This window comes from Bradyrhizobium sp. 153, from assembly GCF_023073835.1.
Classification (GTDB): Bacteria; Pseudomonadota; Alphaproteobacteria; order Rhizobiales; family Xanthobacteraceae; genus Bradyrhizobium.
In genome coordinates this window covers 1-20,735 of the sequence record NZ_JADPKH010000082.1, presented here as the reverse complement: position 1 = coordinate 20,735, position 20,735 = coordinate 1, and the positions used below count along the sequence as shown (strand labels likewise).

The window sequence follows — 20,735 nt, the reverse complement described above, 5'->3', positions numbered from 1 at the left end:
TGGACATGATGCGCCGTATCGTTCCGCTCGCTGCAGGACTCCTCTGGGCAAGCTCGGCTCTCGCCGCTGACATCAATCTGCTGAACGTGTCATACGATCCGACGCGTGAGCTCTATGTCGAGTTCAACAAGGCGTTTGCGGCCACCTATCAGAAGGAAACCGGCAGGAGCGTCGAGATCAAGCAGTCGCATGGCGGCAGCGGTTCGCAGGCGCGCGCGGTGATCGACGGATTGCAGGCCGATGTGGTGACGCTCGCGCTCGCCTATGACATCGACGCGATCGCTGCCAAAGGCCTCACCACAGCCGATTGGCAGAAACGGCTGCCGCAAAATTCATCACCCTACACCTCGACCATCGTCTTCCTGGTGCGCAAGGGCAATCCCAAGGGCATCAAGGACTGGGACGATTTGATCAAACCGGGCGTCGCCGTGATCACGCCGAACCCGAAAACATCAGGGGGCGCGCGCTGGAATTACCTCGCAGCGTGGGGCTTTGCGCAGAAAAAGTTCGGCTCGGCCGACAAGGCCAAGGACTTCATCGGAAAGCTCTATCAGCAGGTGCCGGTGCTCGATACCGGCGCACGCGGCGCCACCGTCACGTTCGTCGAGCGTGGCGTCGGCGACGTGCTGCTCGCCTGGGAGAACGAGGCGTTTCTCGCGCTGAAGGAGTTCGGCGCGAACAAGTTCGAGATCGTGGCGCCGCCGCAATCGATCCTCGCCGAGCCGCCGGTCACCATCGTCGACAAAGTTGCCGATAAAAAAGGCACGCGCAACGCCGCCGACGCCTATCTCCAGTATTGGTATACCAAAGAGGGGCAGGAGATCGCCGCGCGCAATTTCTACCGTCCGCGCGATGCCGAGGTCGCCAAGAAGTACGAAAGTGCCTTCGCCAAGGTCGAGCTGTTCACGATCGACGACGTCTTTGGCGGCTGGACCAAGGCGCAGCGGGAACATTTTGCCGACGGCGGCGTCTTTGATCAGATCTACAAGAACTGATCGAGCGCCGTCTTAGGAGGCTTTTAGCAGGGGGCCTGGTGAGCGCACTCGCAGCAAGACGCCGGACATTGCCGGGCTTCGGTCTCACCATGGGGCTGACGCTTTCCTGGCTGTCCGTCATCATCCTGATTCCGCTCGCCGGTCTGTTCCTGAGGTCGCTCGAGCTGAGCCCGGAACAGTTCTGGAATATCCTTTCCAGTCGCCGCACGCTGAACGCGCTCCGCGTCTCCTTCGGCCTCGCCTTTGCGGCCGCCTGCGTCAATCTCGTCATGGGCAGCATCATCGTCTGGGCGCTGGTGCGCTACCGCTTTCCCGGCCGGCGGCTGTTCGATGCCATTGTCGACGTGCCCTTCGCGCTGCCGACTGCGGTCGCCGGCGTCGCGTTGACCGCGCTGTTCGCCGAGAAGGGCTGGCTCGGTGGCCCGCTCGCGGCGCTCGGCATCAAGGTCGCATTCACGCCGGTCGGCATCTTCGTCGCCATGATCTTCATCGGCATTCCCTTCGTGGTGCGCACGGTGCAGCCGGTGCTCCAGGATCTCGACCCCGAGATCGAGGAGGCCGCGGGCAGTCTGGGCGCCAGCCGCTGGCAAACCATCATCCGCGTGATCCTGCCGTCACTCGCACCGGCGCTGCTCACGGGCCTTGCGCTCGCCTTCGCGCGTGCGGTGGGCGAATACGGCTCGGTGATCTTCATCGCCGGCAATCTGCCTAACATCTCCGAGATCGCGCCGCTCTTGATCGTGATCCGGCTCTCCGAATTCCGCTACGCGGATGCGACTGCGATCGCGGTGGTCATGCTCGTCGTCTCCTTCGTCATCATCTTCGCTGTGAACCGGCTCCAGCGCTGGGCACAGAGCCGGATTCCGGAGCGCTAAGGGCCGACCATGACGATGCAGATTGCAGATTCGGTCTCTCTCCCGGCCCCCGACGCCAAGGCACGTGCCCATGCGGCTGCCGCGCGCGACAGCCTTCGCACCGAGCCAAAGGCGGTGCGCATCACCATCATCGCGCTGGCGATGACCTTCCTCACCGTCTTCGTCGTGCTGCCGTTGGTCGTGGTGTTCGCACAGGCGCTCTCGAAGGGGGTCATCGCCTATCTCACTGCGCTCGCCGAACCGGAAGCGCTGGCCGCGATCAGGCTGACGCTGCTGGTCGCCGCGATTTCAGTGGGCCTCAATCTCGTGTTCGGCCTCGTCGCCGCCTGGGCCATCGCCAAGTTCGATTTCAAGGGCAAGACCTTTCTGATTACGCTGATCGACCTGCCGTTCTCCGTCAGCCCGGTGATCTCGGGCCTCGTCTTCGTGCTGCTGTTCGGCGCGCAGGGCTATTTCGGCAGCTGGCTGCGTGAGCACGACATCCAGATCCTGTTCGCGGTGCCCGGCATTGCGCTCGCCACCACCTTCGTGACCTTCCCATTCGTGGCGCGCGCACTGATCCCCCTGATGCAGGAGCAGGGCACGCAGGAGGAGGAGGCCGCGATCTCGCTCGGCGCCTCGGGTCTGCAAACCTTCTTCCGGGTCACGCTGCCCAACATCAAATGGGGCGTGCTCTACGGCGTCCTGCTCTGCAACGCCCGCGCGATGGGCGAGTTCGGCGCTGTCTCGGTCGTCTCCGGACATATCCGCGGCGAGACCAACACCATGCCGCTCTTGGTCGAGATCCTCTACAACGAGTACCAGTTCGTCGCCGCGTTTGCGATCGCCTCGCTGCTGGCGATGCTGGCGCTGATCACGCTGATCGCAAAAACTGTTCTCGAACGTCACCTGAACGAAGGACACGAGCCCCGTGACCATTGAAGTCAAGAATCTCGTCAAGAAGTTCGGCAGCTTTAAAGCCCTCGACGGCGTGGATCTTAAGGTCGACAACGGCGAGCTGCTGGCGCTGCTCGGCCCCTCCGGCTCCGGCAAAACCACGCTGCTGCGGATCATCGCCGGCCTCGACTGGCCCGACGCTGGCGACGTCTCCTTCAACGGCGAGGACGCGCTGGCGCAGGGCGCGCGCGAACGGCATGTCGGCTTCGTGTTCCAGCACTATGCGCTGTTCCGCCACATGACGGTGTTCGAGAACGTCGCCTTCGGCCTGCGCGTGCAGCCGCGCGCGGTTCGCAAGGACGAGGCCACGATCCGTACGCGGGTGAAGGAGCTGCTCGATCTCGTGCAGCTCGACTGGCTTGCCGACCGCTATCCGAGCCAACTCTCCGGCGGTCAGCGCCAGCGCATCGCGCTCGCCCGCGCGCTCGCAATCGAGCCGCGCATCCTGTTGCTCGACGAACCCTTCGGCGCGCTCGATGCCAAGGTGCGCAAAGAGCTGCGCCGATGGCTGCGCTCACTGCATCATGAGATCAACGTCACCTCGATCTTCGTCACCCATGACCAGGAAGAGGCGCTGGAAGTCGCCAACCGCGTCGTTGTGATGGACAAGGGCAGAATCGAGCAGATCGGCTCGCCCGACGACGTCTACGAAAGTCCGGCGACCGCCTTCGTCCACGGCTTCATCGGCGAATCCATCGAGCTGCCGATCCAGGTCGAGGGCGGCGTGATCAGGCTCGGCGACCGGCCGCTGCGGCTTGCCGCGGACGGGCTTGCGCCTGGCGCGTCAAAACTGTTCGTGCGGCGACACGACATGCTGGTGGGCCCGCCCGGCAGCGGCGCCTTCGAGGGCGCGATTCGGCATGTCCGCAATTTCGGTCCCGTGCAGCGCGCCGAGGTCGCGCTATCAGGTGGCGAGACCATCGAGATCGACGCCCCCCGCGACAAGGAACTGCGCGCCGGCGACACGATTGGGCTGGAGCCGCGCCGCTACCGCATATTTGCGGGCGCTTGAGCCGCCTCGTCGGGTCAAATTTTCCTCAAAATTCACCTTTCAGCCACGGTTGATATGCAACAACGGCCCCTCATTTGGGGGCCTGATTGATGCGCGCTGCGGCCGCAATATCCATCACTTTGCTTCTAGCCGGCTGCGCCGGCAACGAAGCGCCGGTCCAGCAGCCGTCCATGTATACCGACATGGCGGTCCCGGGCGCCAAGCTCGATGCGCAGGCTGCCGCCGTGATGATCTCGCAATATCGCCAGAACAACGGGCTCAGCACCGTCGTGATCGATCCCGATCTGATGCGGCTCGCCGAATCCCAGTCCCAGGCTATGGCGGCCGCCAACAAGATGGACCATGACGTTCGCGCGCCACTCGCCAAGCGGCTCGCCGCCGGCGGCTATCCCGCGACCGTGGCGGTCGAGAACGTCTCGGCCGGCTATCATACGCTCGCCGAAGCGTTTTCCGGCTGGCGCGACTCGCCACCCCACCGCGCCAACATGCTCAAAAGCGGTGTCACAAAACTTGGCATCGCAGCGGGCTATGCTCCCGGCACCAAATACAAGGTGTTCTGGACCATGATCTTGGCTTCGGCGGACCCTCGATAAGCCAGACTTGATCCCGGATGCATTGACGCCGCGGCGCAGTGTCGCCACGGTGGCTTGCCTTTTGCTATTGTTCCCTCATGACAGATCATCGTCCTGATACCGCCAGCATCCCCGCGAATGCGCAACGCGTCCTGGTCCTCCAGGGCGGTGGCGCGCTCGGCTCGTATCAGGCCGGCGCCTGCCAGGCGCTATGCGGCTACGGCTTCGAGCCGGAATGGGTCGCCGGCATCTCGATCGGTGCTATCAACGCAGCCATCATCGCCGGCAATGAGGGCCATACCCGCGTCAAGCGGTTGAAGGAATTCTGGGAGATGGTGTCGGCGCCGGTGCCGTGGAAGCCGATCGGCAAGAGCGATCGCAGCCGCGAGCTGTTCAATTCGACGAGCGCAGCGCTGATCGCGACCTTCGGCGTGCCCGGCTTCTTCGTACCCCGCGTTCCGCCGGCGCCGCTCTGGCCACCGGGGCACCCCGAGGCGGAAAGCTATTACGACACCGCGCCGCTCAAGAAAACGCTGGAGCGTCTGGTCGATTTCGACCGCATCAACGATCTGAAGACGCGCTTGTCCGTCGGCGCGGTCGGCGTCACCTCCGGCAACTTCAAATATTTCGACAATTACGCGTTCAAGAAGCTCGGCAAGACCATCGGGCCCGAGCACATCATGGCCTCCGGCGCGCTGCCGCCGGGCTTTCCGTCCGTCGTGATCGAGGGCGAGCATTACTGGGACGGCGGCATCGCCTCCAACACGCCGCTCGACTACGTGCTCGATGCCGAGGTCGACCGCGACATGCTGATCTTCCAGGTCGACCTGTTTTCCGCGCGCGGCGATCTGCCGACCTCGCTGCTCGAAGCCGCCGAGCGCGAGAAAGACATCCGCTATTCCAGCCGCACGCGGATGAACACCGACAAGAACAAGCAGCTGCACAACGCCCGCAGGGCCGTGCGAGATCTCATCAGCAAGTTGCCGGATTACCTGAAGAACGATCCGTCCGTCGAATTCCTCGCGAAAGCCTCGCGCGAAAGCACCGTCACGGTGGTGCATCTGATCTATCGCAGCAAGAACTACGAATCCTCGTCCAAGGATTACGACTTCTCGCATGTCGCCATGGTCGAGCATTGGGAAGCCGGGGTGCGCGACGTGCATCTGTCGATGCGCCACAAGGATTGGCTCGATAAGCCGCAGTCCGGCGAGACCATGGTGACCTACGATCTCACGGGGGACGTCACCGCACCCCCGGCAAAAAGGAGCGAATAGAATGGGTAGTCTGTCAGGCAAGAACGCGGTCGTGACCGGGTCGACCAGCGGCATCGGGCTCGCTTACGCACGCGCCTTCGCCGCCGCCGGCGCCAACGTGGTCATCAACGGCTTCGGCTCGCCCGAGGACATCGAGAAGGAGCGCACCAAGATCGAATCCGAGTTCAAGGTCAAGGTGATCTACTCGCCCGCCGACATGACCAAGCCCGCCGAGATCGCCGGGATGATCGCGCTGGGCGAGAAGACGTTTGGCTCGGTCGACATTCTCGTCAACAATGCCGGCATCCAGTTCGTCTCGCCGATCGAGGAGTTTCCGCTCGAGAAGTGGGACCAGATCATCGCCATCAACCTGTCGTCGGCCTTCCATGCCATCCGTGCCGCCGTGCCCGGCATGAAGAAGAAGGGCTGGGGCCGCATCATCAACACGGCGTCTGCACACTCACTCGTCGCCTCGCCCTTCAAATCGGCTTACGTGTCGGCCAAGCACGGCATCGCCGGTCTCACCAAAACCGTGGCGCTGGAGGTCGCGACCCACAAGATCACCTGCAACTGCATCAGCCCGGGCTATGTCTGGACGCCGCTGGTGGAGAAGCAGATCCCCGACACGATGAAGGCGCGCAATCTGACGCGCGAGCAGGTTATCAACGACGTGCTGCTCGACGCGCAGCCGACCAAGGAGTTCGTCACCTCCGAGCAGGTTGCCGCGCTCGCCCTGTTCCTGTGCAGCGACGATGCCGCGCAGATCACCGGCAGCAATCTGTCGATCGACGGCGGCTGGACGGCGGAGTAGTTCGCGCGGTTCAGCTAGCTCGCTGTCATGCCCCGGCTTGCCGCCTTCGCTAAAGCTCCGGCGGGCCGAGTACCCTTGTGGCCCCGGCGTAGCCTTGGCGGAGACGGGACCGGGGCATCAAGTACGCCGCGGCTTATCGATTCAATCACAGCTTTCTCGGAATACTGGATCGCCCGGTCAAGCCGGGCGATAACACTGAGAGTGGGGCGCGGTCTCTGGCTAATGCGTCCACGCTAGCGCCGTCACGATCGCCGACGACAAATTCAATTCCGCGAACATGATCTTGCCGGCGACCACGAACAGCACGCTCGCCAGCGTCAGGCGCAGCACCGTCTCGGGCACGCGCGTTGCGCTAAAACTGCCGACGATGATGCCGGGCAGCGAGCCCAGCAGCAGCACGCCCATCAGCGCCCAGTCGACGTCACCGAGCGCCCAGTGTCCGATGCCGGCAACCAGCGTCAGCGGCACCGCATGGGCGATGTCGGAGCCGACGATGCTCGCCATCGGCAGGCGCGGATAGAGCAGCAGGAGCACAGTGACGCCGACTGCGCCGGCGCCGACCGACGAGATCGAGACCAGCACGCCGAGCACGATTCCGGTGATCACGGTCGCGATCGCGGTGGTGCGCTCGTCGACCTGCTCGAGGCGTTTGCGGTAGCGATCCATGATCGCCTTGCGGAAGATCAGCGACGTCGCAGTCAGGATCAGCGCGAAGCACAGCACGAGATTGACGAGGCTACGCTCGGAATCGCTTCTGAGGTCGAGCTTCCACAGCACCAGCAGCGTCACCGCGCTCGCTGGAATGCTGCCGCAGGCGAGTCGCAGCACCGCCGGCCAGTGCACGCTACGCGACCAGCCATGCACCACGCTGCCGCCGGTCTTGGTGGCGGCGGCATAGAGCAGGTCGGTCCCGACCGCCGTGGAGGGATGAATGCCGAACAACAGGATCAGCAGCGGCGTCATCAACGAACCGCCGCCAACGCCGGTCATGCCGACGAGCAAGCCGACGCCGAATCCAGAGGCGACGTAGAGTGGATCAAACATGTCAGGGGAATCTTAGGTGGATCTCGTCGGTTGAGCAACACGACGTAGAATGAAATTCCTCCCGCATGCAACTGCCTGGGTCCAATAAGAAAAATCATGCTGCGGACGGCAAATCGGTAGGAATTTCGCTTCGTTCCCATGCATGCTGCGAACGCGCCGTTCCCCAGGAGCAGGGTCGCGGGTCGCTATTTGCCAAACGCCAGCACGTGCAGGCCGAGGCGCTGCCGCACGATCCAGAACAGGAGCACCGTCTCGAAGGTGAGCGAGATCGAGGTCGCGGCCGCGGCGCCGTGGCCGCCGTAGCGCGGTACCAGCGCGATGCAGAGCACGACGTTCATCACGAAAGCCAGCGCATAAGCGAGCGCGCAGATCTTCTGCTGGCCCAGCATGTTGAGCAGCCGCTCCACCGGCCCGATTGCGGAGCGCACCACCAGCCCGATCGCGGCGACGAACATGATATCGTAGCCAACGGTGAATTGCGGCCCGAACAGCCAGAGCAGCGGCTTGCCGAACGCAAGCAGCACGATGGTCGCCGCCAGCGACGGCCAGAACGTCCAGCTGATGGCGTGCGTCACATAGGCAGACAGCCGCGCCTTGTCGCCGCTTGCGTTGTATTCGGCGAAGCGATGCGCCGTCGTCGCCGACATCGCGTAGTGGATGAAGGAAACCAGCGCCAGGGTCTTCACCACGGCGAAATAGACGCCGACCTCGTCAGAGGAGCGGAACTGCTGGAGCACCAGCACGTCGGTGTAGGACAGCAGCAGGTAGAAGCTCTCGACCAGCAGGATCGGCAGCGAGACGGCCAGCCAGCCGCCGATGTCGTAGGCCTTGGGGCCCGGCTCGATGTGATCGGCGAGCTTGCGGTTCAGCACCAGCATCTGCCCGGCCATCGCGATCCACACCGCACCTAGGCTCGCGACCATCGCAGCGACTGCGCCGAGATGATAGCCGAGCAGGAAGGCGCACGCCGTGATGCCGATGATCAGCGCCTGTCGGATGATGAATTGCGGCATCAGGCCGAGCTGCATCCAGTCGTGCGAGCGCGCGATGCCGTCCTGGGTGTTGGCGACGACGAAGGCCGGCAGCGTCATGCAGCCGATATAGAGCGGCAGCACCTCGGCCGGATCGATCCAGGGTGACAGCAGCCTGACGATGCCGGCAAGACCGAGCGACACCAGCGCCGAGACGATAAAGGTGAGCCAGCGGCTGCCGGAGAGAAAGCCGCGCAGCAACGCGTGCGCGCCGCTGGCGCGGTACTCCGGAATGATCTTTTGCGCGGAAGCGGAGATGCCGAAATCCATCATGCTGCCGAGCAGCAGCACCCAGGTCCAGACATAGACATAGATGCCGTAGTCGGACGTGCCCATCCAGCGCGCGAGCAGAATCTGCGAGACATAGGCGAGGCCTGCACTGATGAGGCGGATGACGAAGATGATGGCGGCCAGCCGCCGCGTCAGCGAGGCCTCGCTCGAGCCGCCCGTCAGCGTGCCGCGCAGCCGCGCGATCAACCCGGCTGGTCCGGTCGTTGCGGGTTGTGCATCCATCACGGCCAATTCGAGTTCCCCGTCCGCATACTGCGGCAGGCCCGGGAATTAGCAACCACTCGTTAAGATTCGGTTGGGTGGGCGTGCTGTAGAAACCGCAACGTCGTCCCGGCGAAGGCCAGGACCCGTTGCCCCAGGGAGAAGTTGGACGAAGGCTCGGGGCGACGAGTTCGCGCCACCACTACTCCCTGGGGTAGTGGGTCCGCGCTCCGATTCGCTGCGCTTGTCCCGGACCACGGCTCGGGTTGGGACGACGCTACTCCAAGTTCGTATTGAACTCGTACGACCTGTCCGGTCCCACCAGCGTGAACTTCAGCGCCGCACCGTCGGGCTTGGCGCCCGGCGGCAGCCCCTCGAGCTCGAAGGAAAATCGCTTCACGTCCGGCGGGCTGTGATGGACCGGGGCCGGAATCGGCAGCGCCCAATCGGGTGTCGGCCCTTCCACGAACAGATTGATGTTGCGCGCGTCCGCCGGCGCGACCACGTCGACGACCACCTTGTTGCCCTCGCGCTTGACGTCGCGGATGGTAAGCGGATTGGGATCGCCGATATTGGCCGGCTTGGGCACGGTGTCCAGCGCCGCGCGCAGATTGGCGTCCTCGGTCGAGGCGACGCTGTTGAAGCCGAGTTCGGCGCGGGCTTCGACGGGAATGCAGAGCTTCTCGCACACCGCATAGTTGATCTCGGCGCGCAAGGTCACCGGCTTGTCGGCGGCCTTGGCGACGATGCGCAGGGGCAGCACGATCTGGTCGCGGTAGCCGATCGAATGGCCGCCCGCGCCGTCGTCGAACTTCAGCGGCGCCGGCCACATCACGGTCACCGCTTCGACATTGTCCGACTTGGAGAAGTCGAACCGCGGCGGAACGCCGGAGTCGCCGGGCACGCGCCAGTAGGTCTTCCATCCCGGTTGGAGCTGGAACGCGATACCGCCAAGCAGGACAGCGCCGCTGCGCGAGCCCGCAACCAGCCGCACTGCGGAATGTCCGTCGCGCTGCCACGGCGAAGCGTCGTCGGCACGGGCTGCGGATGCCAGCGACGCTGCGATCAGGGTTGTCGCGACGCCAATCGCCGCACGCAGGGGAACTATGCTGGTCATGGCACGTCTTTACAGGGGCGCCCTAGGGCAAACCATTGAATTGCTTGTGATGGATGCATCTGAACCAGGTCTCTGCAAGCCTTGATTTGACAGCGGCCGGGCCCGACATCAGGATAGGAATTGAAACCGGAGTGCTTCACCATGGCTCCTACAGGCAAGAGGACGGGCGACAGCACCCGCAGCGCAGGCCCCGCGCTCCCCAATTCGGCCGGTTATCTCGACGGCCGGCTCCTGATTGCAATGCCCGTGATGGGCGATCCCCGTTTCGAGCGCTCCGTGATCTATCTCTGCGCCCATTCCGCCGAAGGCGCGATGGGAATCATTGTCAATCATCCCGCGGGCTCCATCGATTTCCCCGAGCTCCTGATGCAGCTCGGCATCATCAAGAAGGGCGAGCACATCAAGCTGCCGGAAAATGCCGAAAGCATGAAGGTGCTGCGCGGCGGTCCTGTCGACACCGGCCGTGGTTTCGTGCTGCATTCCAGCGACTTCTACATCGAGAATGCGACGCTGCGGATCGACGATGGCGTCTGCCTCACCGCGACCGTCGACATCCTGCGCGCGATCGCCAACGGCTCCGGCCCCAAGCACGCCATCCTCGCGCTCGGCTATGCCGGCTGGGCGCCGGGCCAGCTCGAAACCGAGATCCAGAGCAACGGCTGGCTGCATTGCGACGCGGACGCGGATCTGATCTTCGGCGACGACGTCGACGACAAATACAACCGCGCTTTGCAGAAAATCGGCATTGATCCCGGCATGCTCTCCAACGAGGCCGGGCACGCGTAGTTGTTAGCCGTCGTCCGGTGTCGTACGTCACCCTCGCTGTCATGCCCCGGCTTGATCGGGGCATGCAGTACGCCGCAGCCTATCGGCGCGATCACAACCGTCTCGGAGTACTGGATCGCCCGGATCAAGCCGGGCGATGACCACGCATCGTGAATGACGCGCTACTCCGCCGCCTGCTGCTGTACCGTTGGCTCGGTGCCCGCCACCGTTGCGCGGCGCATGTCGCGCGGTTGCGACTGGTCGTAGCGGCGGACGCGGTGCATGGTCTGGCGGTTGTCCCACATCACGAGGTCATGCAGCTTCCATTTGTGGACGTAGACGAACTCTGCTTGCGTCGCGTGCTCGGTGAGATCGCGCAGCAATAGACGGCCCTCCGGCACGCTCATGCCGACGACCTTGCCGGCATGCGATGAGAGGTACAGCGATTTGCGGCGATGCACCGGGTGCGTGCGCACCAGACGTTGCAGCACCGGCTTGAACATCTCCTTTTCCTCGTCGGTGTATTCGGTGAAGCCGAGCGAGCCGCGCGAATACATCAGCGAGTGCTCGCAGACGAGGTCCTCGATCTCAACCTTGGTCTCGTCGTCGAGCGCGTCATAGGCCGCGCGCATATCGGCGAATTCGGTGTTGCCACCCTTCGGGTTCACCACGCGCGCGGACAGCAGCGAGAATTTTGCCGGGATGGGACGGAACGAGCTGTCGGAATGCCAGAGGCAGTTGCCGAGATTGAACAGATGCGCGCGGCTGTCTTTCGCCAGCGGCTTGCCGTCCTTGCCGAGATTGCTGACATCGTTCAGGCCGGATTGCAGCCGATAGTCCTTCTCCTTGGTGACGGTGCCGCCGCGCGCATCCTCGCGCTGGCCGAAATTCAGCGCGAACGCCATCTGCTGCTCGTCGGTGATGTCCTGATCGTGGAAGACCAGCACCGCATATTTGTCCATCGCGGCCTCGACTTCGCGCGCCTCATCCGCCGTGAGTGGCTTGCGCAAATCGAGGCCCGAAACCTCGCCGACAAAATGCTTCTGAAGCTGCCGGATGGCGATCGTCATGGCGATTTCTCCCGCATCTGTGAGCAGTTTTCCCGCTCCGTTTGCGAAAAAAATGCCTCCCGCGCCCGGCGATGTCAACGCGCCGCGCGCATGGCTCTTACGCGTTCCGGGCCATCAGGCCGCCGTCGACCGGGATCACCGCACCGGTGATGAAGGAGGCGGCCGGCAGGCACAGGCTGAGCGTCACATGCGCGACCTCTTCGGGCTCGCCGTAACGGCCGAGTGCAGTGCGGCGCTTGGCGTAGATGGTCTTGTGCTCCTCCGAGATGCGATCGGTGATGGCCGTGCGGATCGGGCCGGGACAGATGCAGTTGACGGTGATGCCCTCGCGGCCGAGCTCCACCGCCAGCGAACGGGTGAGGCTCGCAACGCCGCCCTTCGCCGCCGAATAGGGGCTGTGCAGGGCAGTGGCGCCGAGCGCCTCGGTCGAGGCGATGTTGAGGATGCGCGGGCACTTCGACTTGCGCAAATGCGGCAGCGCGGCGCGGATCACGCGCGGATGCGCCGTCAGCATCACGGCGAGGCCTTTGGCCCATGCGTCCTCATAGGCCTCGTCATCGATCGCGACCCGCACTGAGATGCCCGCATTGTTGACGACGATGTCGAGCCCGCCGAAATGCGCCGCGACATCGCCGACCACGCGCTTGATCTCGTCGCCATCGGCAACATCGAGCTTCCACGCCCTCGCTGCTCCGCCGCTTGCCGCGATTTCCTTGGCAACCGCATGCGCGCCTTGCTCGTCATAATCGGTCAGGGCAACGTTCGCACCTTCGGTGGCGAACACGCGCGCGGTGGCGCGTCCCATGCCGCTGGCCGCGCCGGTGACGAGGACGGTCAGGCCCTTTACTGACCGGCTGAGCTGTTTGAATTCGGACATGCTGCTTCCTCGCGCCCTGCTTGTTCTTGTTATGATTGACAAGGCTGGCATCGATCCGCAGACAGGTCAAACAAGCAAAAACAAGCGGGAGGCCGCGATGGCAAACGAGCTCGATTTCTCAGGCAGGCAGGTGCTGGTGGTCGGCGGTTCCAGCGGTATCGGCAACGGCATTGCGCAAGCTTTTCGCGCCAGGGGTGCGCATGTCGCCGTCTGCGGCACGCGCGCTCGGCCCGAGGATTATTCGATTGAGGAAGGCTCTGATCTCACCGGCCTCGCCTTCGCTCAGCTCGACGTCAGCAATGCCGGGGCGATCGAGGCGTTCAAGCCACCCTTCGAGCGGCTCGACATCCTGGTGCTCGCGCAAGGCGCGGTGCTCTATCGCCGCGGCGAATTCGAGATGGCCGGCTTCCGCAAGGTCGTGGAGGTCAATCTGATGAGCCTGATGGCCTGCGCGACGCGGTTTCATTCCATGCTGCGGGATGCGAAGGGCGTGCTGATCATGGTGTCCTCGACCGCGGCCTATCATTCCACCATGGGCAATCCCGCCTACAACGCCTCGAAGACCGGCGCTGTCGGATTGACACGTACGCTGGGCGAGGCCTGGGCCGAGGACGGCATCCGCGTCAACGGCATCGCGCCCGGTCTGGTCGACACCAAGATGACGAAGGTGACCACCGACAATCCCAAGCGGCTCGAAGGCGCGCTCGCGCGCATCCCGCTCCGGCGATTGGGCACGCCGGCCGACATGGCGGGCGCGGCGCTGTTCCTGGCCTCGCCGCTGTCGTCCTACATCGTGGGGCAGACGCTGGTCGTCGATGGCGGCCTCATTCTGTAGGCCATGGCAAGGAACCGCGCTGCTTCTGATCGGTTACTTCGGCTGATCACCGAGGAGGATTATCATGGACGCGGATCGGATCATTGGATCAGCCAAGGAAATGGCAGGCGGCGTGGAAGGCACCGTGGGCGAGATGGCGGGCGACGCCAAAACGCAGGCCTCAGGCAAGGCACGGGAAGCCGCAGGCACGGTGCAGAACCTGTACGGCCAGGCGAAGGACGCGGCGCGCGAAGCTGCGGACACGGCCTCCAGCTACGCCAAGGATGCCTATGAGGCCAGCGGCGATACGTTCCGCGACGGCACGCAAGCCATCGCCCGCAAGGTGCAGGACAACCCGCTCGGCGCGCTGCTGACTGCGGCCGGCATCGGCTTCGCACTCGCGCTTCTGATGTCGCGCCCCGCCCGCCGTCCGCCGCCGCGCTGGCGCTATTAGGCTAACAGCTAGACCCGTCATCCGGGGCGCGCGCTCCGCGCGCCCGGAATGACGACTCAAATCAGAGATACGATTTACCGGATCGCTTCCGCCGCGCGCCCGACATTGCCCGGCGGCCGCGGGATCGCCGGATTCGGATTGCGGGAGCCTGGGGCTGGCGCCAGTTGACGCGGTGGCTGCGGAGAGCCAAAGCCGAAGAAATCCCGGAATGACGGCGCTGCCTGTGCCGGCTGCTGCGGCGGAAGCTGCTGCGGCTTCTTCGGCGCGAGCTTTGGCGGCGCGATTGCGGCGGCCGCCCCCGGTGAACCCTGAGCAGCGCTGCCGTCAGGCGTCGTCGTCGCCATCGGCGTATCGCCCTTGGCCTGCTCGCGTCCGACTTCGCGGCGCGGCCAGGCATAGTCGTCGGCGCGCCCGGCGGGGGCGCTCAGCGGCTCGCCTTTCACCATCGTCTTCGCAGCGAGCGCATCGACCGCGGCCGGACGCGAGCCTGGCCCGCCCAGCAATTGATCGGTCGAGATCGAGGCCGCGACCAGCGGCACGATCGGTCCGGCCAGCGGCCGCGGCGCGGGCTTGCCGGGCTCGGCGCTGGTGTCGGGCGTCGCCGGCTCGCTCGGCAGTGCGATCGGACCGGAGCGGCCCGCAAGCAGGCGCGTGATCTCGCGCTCGACATAGTGCGCGAGCTTGCGCGCGCCGGGTTTTGTGAAATAGACGCCGTCAGAGCTGCGGAGCTGACGAATTTGGCCTTCGAAGTCCGGACCCTTCTGAAGGAAGCGACCGGCCTCGTCGACAAAACCGTCCCAGACGTCGACATAGGTGATGCCGGCCTTGGCTGCGCCTTCACGGTAGAGCGAATCCAGGAACAGCATGTCCGCCGTACCCTTCTGCCCGCGGATGGCGGGAAGACCGACCCAGAGCACCGGCACGCCCTTGGCCTTGAGCACGTTGGCCAGTTCCTCGATTTTCTTGCCGTAGAGCTCGATCCAGCGCTCGTCGCGGAATTCGTAGAGACCATTCGGGTTGCGCGCCGTCTTCTCCGGCGCAGCGGCTGCCGGCGTATCGGCGTTGTCGGCGTCATCCTGCGGCAGGTCAGTATCCGCGGCGGGTTTGTCCTCAGGCTTGGCAGCGGTGTCGGGCTTGGCATCGCCGGGCTTGCCCGGTGGCTTGCCGCGCGCGCCCTTGTCGTTCTTCTTGTCCTTGTCAGAGGCCTTGTCCGACTTGTCGGCCACAGGCTCGCGGATCGCGATGCGGTCGTTGAGGCCGAGCATGACCACGATGATTTCGGGCTTCTCGGTCTCGAGGATGCCCTTCGCCGCAGCCGCCCAATCCGCGGGCTCGCCCTTCGGCTGGTACTTGATGAGGCCCGAGGTGGTCTTGTGCTTGCGGATCACGCCCATGTCGGGCTGCTCGGCGTAGGCGTCCTCGAGGCCATAGGCGAGCCAGTCGGCCATGGCGTCGCCGATCACCAGCACGTTCTTGTCGGGGATAGTGTCGCGCTTGGCCGGCGCCGGCGCGCGCGAAAAATCCTGGCGCGGCGCCTGCGGCTGTTGTTGCTGGAATGGTGCGAAGAAGTCGCCGCCGAACCAGCCGCCGCCACCTCCACCACGTGGTGGCGGTGGCGCCGCGCGCTGTGGCGGGCCGCCGAAGCCGGGGAAGTTGAAGAATTGCGCCGAGGCCGGGGCCGCGACGGACACCAGGATCGCAAGCGCCGTCCCCAGCGCGATCAATGGGCCGGTCTCGGTCAGCGCCTTGAACAGGGACTTCTTCGACATGCGATCTCGGGCACGCGCAATGGGATTGGAAGTGGCTCGAATATAATAACGGAATCAGGCGCCAAACGGGCAGATTCTGTTGCAGAATCTTCTGCCATACACCGGGGAACAGCCGCCCCGGTCAAGGCTGCCTGCCAAAATCCCTGTTCAGGGTTACTTTGGGCGCGATTTTACCGCCCGCGCAGCCGGTCCAGCACGTCGGAGGAGGCAAAACCGTCGGCCGGCACGCCGATTGAGGCCTGGAAATTGCGCAGGGCTTCCCGGGTCTGGCCGCCGAACTGGCCATCCGGGGTGCCCTTGTAGAAGCCGCGCTGGGCCAGCAGCTGCTGCAGCTCCAGCCGCTCGGTGCGCGACAGCTCCCGTTCCTGCCGCGGCCAGGGCTGCACGAAGGGGCCCCCGCCGCGCAAGCGGTCGGCGAAATGCCCGATCGCCAGCGCATAGGCCTCGGCCGGATTGTACTTCATGATGACGCGATAATTCTGCAGCATCAGGAAGCCTGGTCCTTGCGCGCCGGCCGGCGCGAGCAGATAGGCCTTCTCGGCCGGATGCGGGAAGGGCTGGTTGTTCGGGCGCTTCAGCCCGAGCTTCTCCCATTGGGCGATCGTCATCGCCTTGGCGCGGTCGGCCAGCATGTAGTTGAAGCCTTGCGGCACCACGACCTCGTAGCCCCAGGTCTGGCCGGCCTGCCAGCCGTCCTTCTTCAGATTGTTGGCGGTCGACGCGATCAGGTCGGTCGGATTGTCGACGACGTCGCGCCGCCCGTCGCCGTCGCCGTCGACGGCAAAGCGCTTGAATGCGGTCGGCATGAACTGGGTCGGGCCGAAGGCGCCGGCCCAGGAGCCGCGCAGCTGCTCAGGCCTGAGATCGCCGCGGTTGAGGATCTCCAGCGCGGAGAGGAATTCGTCCTTGAAATAGGTTTGGCGGCGGCCGATGCAGGCGAGCGTCGCGGTCGATTGCAGCACGCTGCGGTCGCCCATCTGCGTCGAGTAATTGGACTCGATGCCCCAGATCGAGGCGATGATGTAGCGGTCGACGCCGGTGGCCTTTTCGGTGGCGTCGAACTGCGCCTTGTATGTGGCGAGGATCTCGCGGCCCTTGGCGAGGCGGTTGTCGTTCACGAGAATGTCGAGGTAGTCCCAGATCGATTTGGTGAACTCCGGCTGCGAGTCCATCAGATCCATGATGCGCAAATCGGGGCTGAGGCCTGCGGTGAAGCGCTGGAAATTCTCCTGCGTGATGCTGCGGCGTGCGGCATCCGGCCACATCGCGGCGACACAATTGTTGAAATTGCCCGCGGCCTCGCGGATCGCAGCGGCCGTCATCAGCGGATGGCCGGAGGCGCCGTCCTCGCCGCTCCAAGGTTGAGCTCCAGTTTGTGCGCTGCCGGGGCCGGGCAAGGCTTGCGACGGCGCCGCGTTCGGGGCGGAGAAGATGCCGCCGAACAGGTTCGATAGGCCGTTCTGCGCCTGGGCGTGCGCGCATGCAGGCAGCAGCAAAGCCGCCGCAATCATCGTCGCGCCGGTCACGGACCCAGTCCGTCCTGCCAGTCGTGCCACTGATTGCATCATGTCCCACCCATCGGCCTGAAATTCCGCCATCAGGAGGCCTGGTAGGCGTTGCCAATAGCTTAACAAAGGTGAAATTTTGGTGACGGCCTTTTTCTTAACTCTGTCGGGGCGAGGCCCCACATCCGCCTTTGTTGGCGGCTGCAAACAGGCTAGCAAGATGCCATTGCTGTGTTCACGTCCTCAGGTATTCGATCGATCCCATGAAAATTCGCAAAGCCGTATTCCCCGTCGCCGGCCTCGGCACCCGCGTCCTGCCCGCCACCAAAGCGATGCCGAAGGAAATGCTGACCATCGTCGACAAGCCGCTGATCCAGTACGTCTATGACGAGGCGAAGGAGGCCGGCATCGAGCACTTCATCTTCGTCACCGGCCGCAACAAGAACGTCATCGAAGATCATTTCGACCGGATGTTCGAGCTCGACGCGACGCTGGAGGCGCGCGGCAAGACGGCCGAGCAGGAGATCCTGGCGCAGAACCAGCCGGACGCTGGCGCCGTCAGCTTCACGCGCCAGCAGGCGCCGCTCGGCCTCGGTCACGCGGTCTGGTGCGCGCGCGACATCGTCGGCAACGAGCCGTTTGCAGTCGTGCTGCCGGACGAGCTCGTGCTCAACACGCCGGGTTGCCTGAAGCAGATGATCGATATGGCATCGTCGCTCGGCGAGAAATCCAATCTCGTCGCGGTCGAGGCGGTGCCCGATCACCTGACGCATCAATACGGCATCTGCGGGGTCGGAAAGCGCAACGGCAAGATGTTCGAGGTCGACGGCATGGTCGAGAAGCCGGCCAAGGGCACCGCGCCCTCCAACCTCTCGATCACCGGCCGCTACATCCTCCAGCCCGAGATCTTCAAGATCCTCGAAACCCAGGAGCGCGGTGCCGGCGGGGAGATCCAGCTCACCGACGCCATGATCGGTCTTGCCAAGGCCCAGAAATTCTATGGCGTCGAGTTCGAGGGCGAGCGTCACGATTGCGGCTCCAAGCCCGGCTTCCTCCGCGCCAACATCGCCTACGGCATGAAGCGCCCGGAGCTGCGCGATGGGCTGATCGCGGAGATGAAGAAGTATCTGGGGCAGTAGCTCCTTCGCGTCGTCCTGGACAAGCGCTCCAGGACCATTACCCCGAGACGGTGTTTGGCGCAGGCGCGTGGTGATCAGCTCGTGCCACGACTCTTTTTGGGTAAGGGGGCCTGGCTTTAGCCGGGGACGACACCGAAATTAGGCACGCTGCTCGTCGCCGACGGCAGCCGTCTCACGCCACCAGCGACAACTGCGGCAAGCTCGCGACCACCGACTGGTTGCGCCCACCGGCCTTGGCGGCATAGAGCGCCTTGTCGGCGGCGGCGACCAGGACCGGCCAGTCCATGCCGGCACTGGGAACGAGGCTGGCGATGCCGCAGGAGACCGTTGTGCTCGCCTGATCGTCGGACCAGCCCTGCACCTTGAGCCGGATCGTCTCGGCGATCTTGTAGGCATCCGCGGCCGAAATGTTCGGCAGCAGTACGGCGAATTCTTCGCCGCCGTAGCGCGCGGCGCAGTCGCCGGCGCGGCTCACCGAGTCGGAAATGCAGATGGCGATGCCGACCAGCACCTGGTCGCCGGCCTGGTGACCGAACGTGTCATTGTAAGCCTTGAAGTGATCGGCATCGATCATCAACAGTGCGACCGGCGCCTTCTGGCGCATCGCGCGGCGCCATTCGACGTCGATGACGGAATCGAACTTGCGGCGGTTTTTCAGGCCGGTGAGCGCGTCCGTCGTCGCCATCTCCTCGAGCTTGTGCTCGGCCTCGGCACGTCGGCCAATCTCGCGCGCGAGCACCAGCGTCGAGGCCAGCATGAACAGGATCAGCGCCAGGACCACGGCGCCGATGCGATAGGCTTCCCTCTGCCAGAGCTCGAACACGGCGGTCAGCGGCTTGCCCGCCACCACGAACAGCGGCCCGCTGTCGCCGCTTCGGGAATAGAGCCGCGGCGTCGCGTCTACCGGACCCTGGCCGGCATAGGACCCGCCGGCCTTGAGATTGTCGGCCTTCCAGCTCTGCTGCGTTCCGAGATTCTTGCCGATGACGTCGAGATCGAACGGCCGTCGCATCATGATGGTGCGGTCGCGCTTCAGCACGGTGATGCTGTCGTCGGGGTCGAGGTTCAGCCGCTCGAACAATTCGTGGAAATAGCTGAATCGGATCGAGCCGGCGACGACGCCCATGAAGCCGCCGTCGGTATCGCTGACGCGCCGGCTTAGCACGATGGAATAGGCGCCACGAAACAGCATGGGACGGCTGATGAAGAGCCCGATGTCCGGATTGTCGCGATGAACCCTGAAGTAATCTTCCTCGCTCCTGACCTCCGGCAGCGGGTCGAGGGTGGAGGCGTCGATGGTCAGCCGGCCCTCGGCATCGAACACCCGGATGGCGCCGAAATGCCTCGCGGTGGTCGCATGGTCGAACAGGATCAGATGACGGATCGGCTTCGAGACCGTCGCAAGCTCGGGCAGCAGCATGTTGGCGGCGACCGCCTTCAGCGACAGGTCATAAATCTCGATGTTGCGGCTGACGTCGGACTCGATGGTCGTCGCCAAATTCTCCAGGGTCTGGCGGGCGAGCGACTCCTCGCCGCGGCGCATGTCCAGCATCACATTGACGCAAATGGCGGAGAAGCCGATCACCGTCACCACGGACGAGATGATCAGCAGCTTCGCCGAAATCCGCCACGGCCGGCGGGCCGTGACTTCGCGCCATCGAGACAGCATCGCTTGCTCCCGATCCTAGTGGATGCGCCCGAAAGCTTGAGTAGTGTTTAAGGCAGGACGGCCTTGCCGCAATGAGTTAAGAATCGGTTTATGAGGCGCACGGTTTTGGGCAGCCTCATGCGAGCGGGACGAGAGGACGATTGTGAACGACTACGACGCGTTGCGCGACTATCTGATGCGGCAGAAGCAGGATGAGTTGGTGCTGAGCTTCGAGCAGATCGAGGAGATCATCGGCGCGGCTCTGCCGCGCGCGGCGCATCGTGCCTCCTGGTGGGACAGCCTGCGCAGCCCCGACATCCAGATGCCGCAACGCGAAGCCTGCCTCGCCGCCGGCTTCGTGGCGACGCGCATGCCTGACGGTGTGAGCGTCCGGTTCAGGAAGAAGAGCGAGCGGCGGCGTTAGTGCAGCGGCGCGCTGCCACCCTCCCCTGGAGGGCAGGGCTATCGCATGTGGCCGAGGAGCTCAAAAAGAAAGGCATCGTTCCACCCGGCGCGCTTGAGCTTGAGGCGCAAGGAGATGGTGGTGTCAGGGTGA

The 20,735-nt window shown here is 64.6% G+C and carries 20 protein-coding genes; 12 read left to right on the top strand and 8 right to left on the bottom strand.

Going from position 1 to position 20,735, the window contains the following annotated elements; genetic code table 11:
- Positions 1–5: 5 nt before the first annotated feature.
- The 7 genes from IVA91_RS19335 to IVA91_RS19305 all read left to right on the top strand — a co-directional run bounded on the left by IVA91_RS19335 (position 6) and on the right by IVA91_RS19305 (position 6,454).
- A complete protein-coding gene (locus tag IVA91_RS19335; RefSeq protein WP_247277800.1) occupies positions 6–995 on the top strand; it encodes a sulfate ABC transporter substrate-binding protein in 990 nt (329 codons plus the stop codon).
- A 38-nt stretch (positions 996–1,033) separates the two neighbouring features.
- Positions 1,034–1,870, top strand: a complete 837-nt coding sequence (gene cysT / locus IVA91_RS19330) for a sulfate ABC transporter permease subunit CysT (protein ID WP_346015508.1) — start codon at positions 1,034–1,036, stop codon at positions 1,868–1,870.
- Positions 1,871–1,879: 9 nt separating this feature from the next.
- Entirely contained in the window at positions 1,880–2,791 is a 912-nt protein-coding gene (gene cysW / locus IVA91_RS19325) for a sulfate ABC transporter permease subunit CysW (RefSeq protein ID WP_247277799.1), read from the top strand.
- Positions 2,781–3,818 (top strand): sulfate ABC transporter ATP-binding protein, encoded by a 1,038-nt coding sequence (locus tag IVA91_RS19320; RefSeq protein WP_247277798.1) that lies wholly within the window; start codon positions 2,781–2,783, stop codon positions 3,816–3,818. Before cysW ends, IVA91_RS19320 begins: the two co-directional genes overlap by 11 nt.
- A gap of 89 nt (positions 3,819–3,907) precedes the next feature.
- The gene (locus tag IVA91_RS19315) at positions 3,908–4,411 is read left to right on the top strand and encodes a CAP domain-containing protein (RefSeq protein ID WP_247277797.1); all 504 of its coding nucleotides are present in this window, start codon (positions 3,908–3,910) and stop codon (positions 4,409–4,411) included.
- 77 nt (positions 4,412–4,488) lie between these two features.
- Entirely contained in the window at positions 4,489–5,664 is a 1,176-nt protein-coding gene (locus IVA91_RS19310; RefSeq protein WP_247277796.1) for a DUF3734 domain-containing protein, read from the top strand.
- 1 nt (position 5,665) lies between these two features.
- A complete protein-coding gene (locus tag IVA91_RS19305; RefSeq protein ID WP_247277795.1) occupies positions 5,666–6,454 on the top strand; it encodes a 3-hydroxybutyrate dehydrogenase in 789 nt (262 codons plus the stop codon).
- A 219-nt stretch (positions 6,455–6,673) separates the two neighbouring features.
- On the opposite strand, the gene IVA91_RS19300 is transcribed toward IVA91_RS19305, so the two are convergent.
- The 3 genes from IVA91_RS19300 to IVA91_RS19290 form a co-directional block, all read right to left on the bottom strand.
- The gene (locus IVA91_RS19300) at positions 6,674–7,498 is read right to left on the bottom strand and encodes a sulfite exporter TauE/SafE family protein (protein WP_247277794.1); all 825 of its coding nucleotides are present in this window, start codon (positions 7,496–7,498) and stop codon (positions 6,674–6,676) included.
- A 185-nt stretch (positions 7,499–7,683) separates the two neighbouring features.
- On the bottom strand, positions 7,684–9,051 hold the full coding sequence (locus IVA91_RS19295; RefSeq protein ID WP_247277793.1) for a flippase: 1,368 nt from the start codon (positions 9,049–9,051) through the stop codon (positions 7,684–7,686).
- A gap of 247 nt (positions 9,052–9,298) precedes the next feature.
- Positions 9,299–10,138 (bottom strand): protein-disulfide reductase DsbD domain-containing protein, encoded by an 840-nt coding sequence (locus tag IVA91_RS19290; RefSeq protein ID WP_247277792.1) that lies wholly within the window; start codon positions 10,136–10,138, stop codon positions 9,299–9,301.
- Positions 10,139–10,279: 141 nt separating this feature from the next.
- Here IVA91_RS19290 and IVA91_RS19285 point away from each other — a divergent pair, with 141 nt between their 5' ends.
- Complete coding sequence (locus IVA91_RS19285; protein ID WP_247277791.1) at positions 10,280–10,924, top strand: YqgE/AlgH family protein; 645 nt, start codon at positions 10,280–10,282, stop codon at positions 10,922–10,924.
- A gap of 161 nt (positions 10,925–11,085) precedes the next feature.
- Here the strand turns inward: IVA91_RS19285 and IVA91_RS19280 are convergent, their stop codons facing one another.
- Both IVA91_RS19280 and IVA91_RS19275 read right to left on the bottom strand, forming a co-directional pair.
- Positions 11,086–11,973, bottom strand: a complete 888-nt coding sequence (locus tag IVA91_RS19280; RefSeq protein WP_247277790.1) for a TauD/TfdA family dioxygenase — start codon at positions 11,971–11,973, stop codon at positions 11,086–11,088.
- Between the two features lie 97 nt (positions 11,974–12,070).
- Positions 12,071–12,850, bottom strand: a complete 780-nt coding sequence (locus IVA91_RS19275) for an SDR family NAD(P)-dependent oxidoreductase (protein ID WP_247277789.1) — start codon at positions 12,848–12,850, stop codon at positions 12,071–12,073.
- Positions 12,851–12,947: 97 nt separating this feature from the next.
- Here IVA91_RS19275 and IVA91_RS19270 point away from each other — a divergent pair, with 97 nt between their 5' ends.
- Positions 12,948–13,685 (top strand): SDR family oxidoreductase, encoded by a 738-nt coding sequence (locus IVA91_RS19270; protein WP_247417957.1) that lies wholly within the window; start codon positions 12,948–12,950, stop codon positions 13,683–13,685.
- A gap of 64 nt (positions 13,686–13,749) precedes the next feature.
- Positions 13,750–14,118, top strand: coding sequence for a CsbD family protein (locus tag IVA91_RS19265; protein WP_247277787.1), 369 nt, complete (start codon positions 13,750–13,752; stop codon positions 14,116–14,118).
- A 74-nt stretch (positions 14,119–14,192) separates the two neighbouring features.
- On the opposite strand, the gene IVA91_RS19260 is transcribed toward IVA91_RS19265, so the two are convergent.
- Together IVA91_RS19260 and IVA91_RS19255 are read right to left on the bottom strand one after the other, a co-directional pair.
- Positions 14,193–15,887: an SGNH family hydrolase gene (locus IVA91_RS19260; RefSeq protein WP_247277786.1), complete on the bottom strand. Its 1,695-nt coding sequence runs from the start codon at positions 15,885–15,887 to the stop codon at positions 14,193–14,195.
- A gap of 170 nt (positions 15,888–16,057) precedes the next feature.
- Entirely contained in the window at positions 16,058–17,455 is a 1,398-nt protein-coding gene (locus IVA91_RS19255; protein WP_247277933.1) for a lytic murein transglycosylase, read from the bottom strand.
- A gap of 200 nt (positions 17,456–17,655) precedes the next feature.
- Between IVA91_RS19255 and galU the strand changes: the two genes are divergently transcribed.
- Positions 17,656–18,531, top strand: coding sequence for a UTP--glucose-1-phosphate uridylyltransferase GalU (gene galU / locus IVA91_RS19250; protein ID WP_247277785.1), 876 nt, complete (start codon positions 17,656–17,658; stop codon positions 18,529–18,531).
- 172 nt (positions 18,532–18,703) lie between these two features.
- Here the strand turns inward: galU and IVA91_RS19245 are convergent, their stop codons facing one another.
- On the bottom strand, positions 18,704–20,200 hold the full coding sequence (locus IVA91_RS19245) for a sensor domain-containing diguanylate cyclase (RefSeq protein WP_247277784.1): 1,497 nt from the start codon (positions 20,198–20,200) through the stop codon (positions 18,704–18,706).
- 142 nt (positions 20,201–20,342) lie between these two features.
- Between IVA91_RS19245 and IVA91_RS19240 the strand changes: the two genes are divergently transcribed.
- Positions 20,343–20,603, top strand: a complete 261-nt coding sequence (locus IVA91_RS19240; RefSeq protein ID WP_247277783.1) for a hypothetical protein — start codon at positions 20,343–20,345, stop codon at positions 20,601–20,603.
- Positions 20,604–20,735 lie beyond the last annotated feature (132 nt).

Excerpts from the sequence above, each read along its gene's own strand:
- IVA91_RS19255 (WP_247277933.1), bottom strand. The coding sequence starts at position 17,455 with ATGATGCAATCAGTGGCACGACTGGCAGGACGGACTGGGTCCGTGACC.
- cysW (WP_247277799.1), top strand. The coding sequence starts at position 1,880 with ATGACGATGCAGATTGCAGATTCGGTCTCTCTCCCGGCCCCCGACGCC.
- IVA91_RS19290 (WP_247277792.1), bottom strand. The coding sequence starts at position 10,138 with ATGACCAGCATAGTTCCCCTGCGTGCGGCGATTGGCGTCGCGACAACC.
- IVA91_RS19245 (WP_247277784.1), bottom strand. The coding sequence starts at position 20,200 with ATGCTGTCTCGATGGCGCGAAGTCACGGCCCGCCGGCCGTGGCGGATT.
- IVA91_RS19275 (WP_247277789.1), bottom strand. The coding sequence starts at position 12,850 with ATGTCCGAATTCAAACAGCTCAGCCGGTCAGTAAAGGGCCTGACCGTC.
- IVA91_RS19310 (WP_247277796.1), top strand. The coding sequence starts at position 4,489 with ATGACAGATCATCGTCCTGATACCGCCAGCATCCCCGCGAATGCGCAA.
- IVA91_RS19265 (WP_247277787.1), top strand. The coding sequence starts at position 13,750 with ATGGACGCGGATCGGATCATTGGATCAGCCAAGGAAATGGCAGGCGGC.
- IVA91_RS19285 (WP_247277791.1), top strand. The coding sequence starts at position 10,280 with ATGGCTCCTACAGGCAAGAGGACGGGCGACAGCACCCGCAGCGCAGGC.
- IVA91_RS19260 (WP_247277786.1), bottom strand. The coding sequence starts at position 15,887 with ATGTCGAAGAAGTCCCTGTTCAAGGCGCTGACCGAGACCGGCCCATTG.
- IVA91_RS19280 (WP_247277790.1), bottom strand. The coding sequence starts at position 11,973 with ATGACGATCGCCATCCGGCAGCTTCAGAAGCATTTTGTCGGCGAGGTT.
- IVA91_RS19305 (WP_247277795.1), top strand. The coding sequence starts at position 5,666 with ATGGGTAGTCTGTCAGGCAAGAACGCGGTCGTGACCGGGTCGACCAGC.
- IVA91_RS19300 (WP_247277794.1), bottom strand. The coding sequence starts at position 7,498 with ATGTTTGATCCACTCTACGTCGCCTCTGGATTCGGCGTCGGCTTGCTC.
- galU (WP_247277785.1), top strand. The coding sequence starts at position 17,656 with ATGAAAATTCGCAAAGCCGTATTCCCCGTCGCCGGCCTCGGCACCCGC.
- IVA91_RS19315 (WP_247277797.1), top strand. The coding sequence starts at position 3,908 with ATGCGCGCTGCGGCCGCAATATCCATCACTTTGCTTCTAGCCGGCTGC.
- IVA91_RS19335 (WP_247277800.1), top strand. The coding sequence starts at position 6 with ATGATGCGCCGTATCGTTCCGCTCGCTGCAGGACTCCTCTGGGCAAGC.
- IVA91_RS19270 (WP_247417957.1), top strand. The coding sequence starts at position 12,948 with ATGGCAAACGAGCTCGATTTCTCAGGCAGGCAGGTGCTGGTGGTCGGC.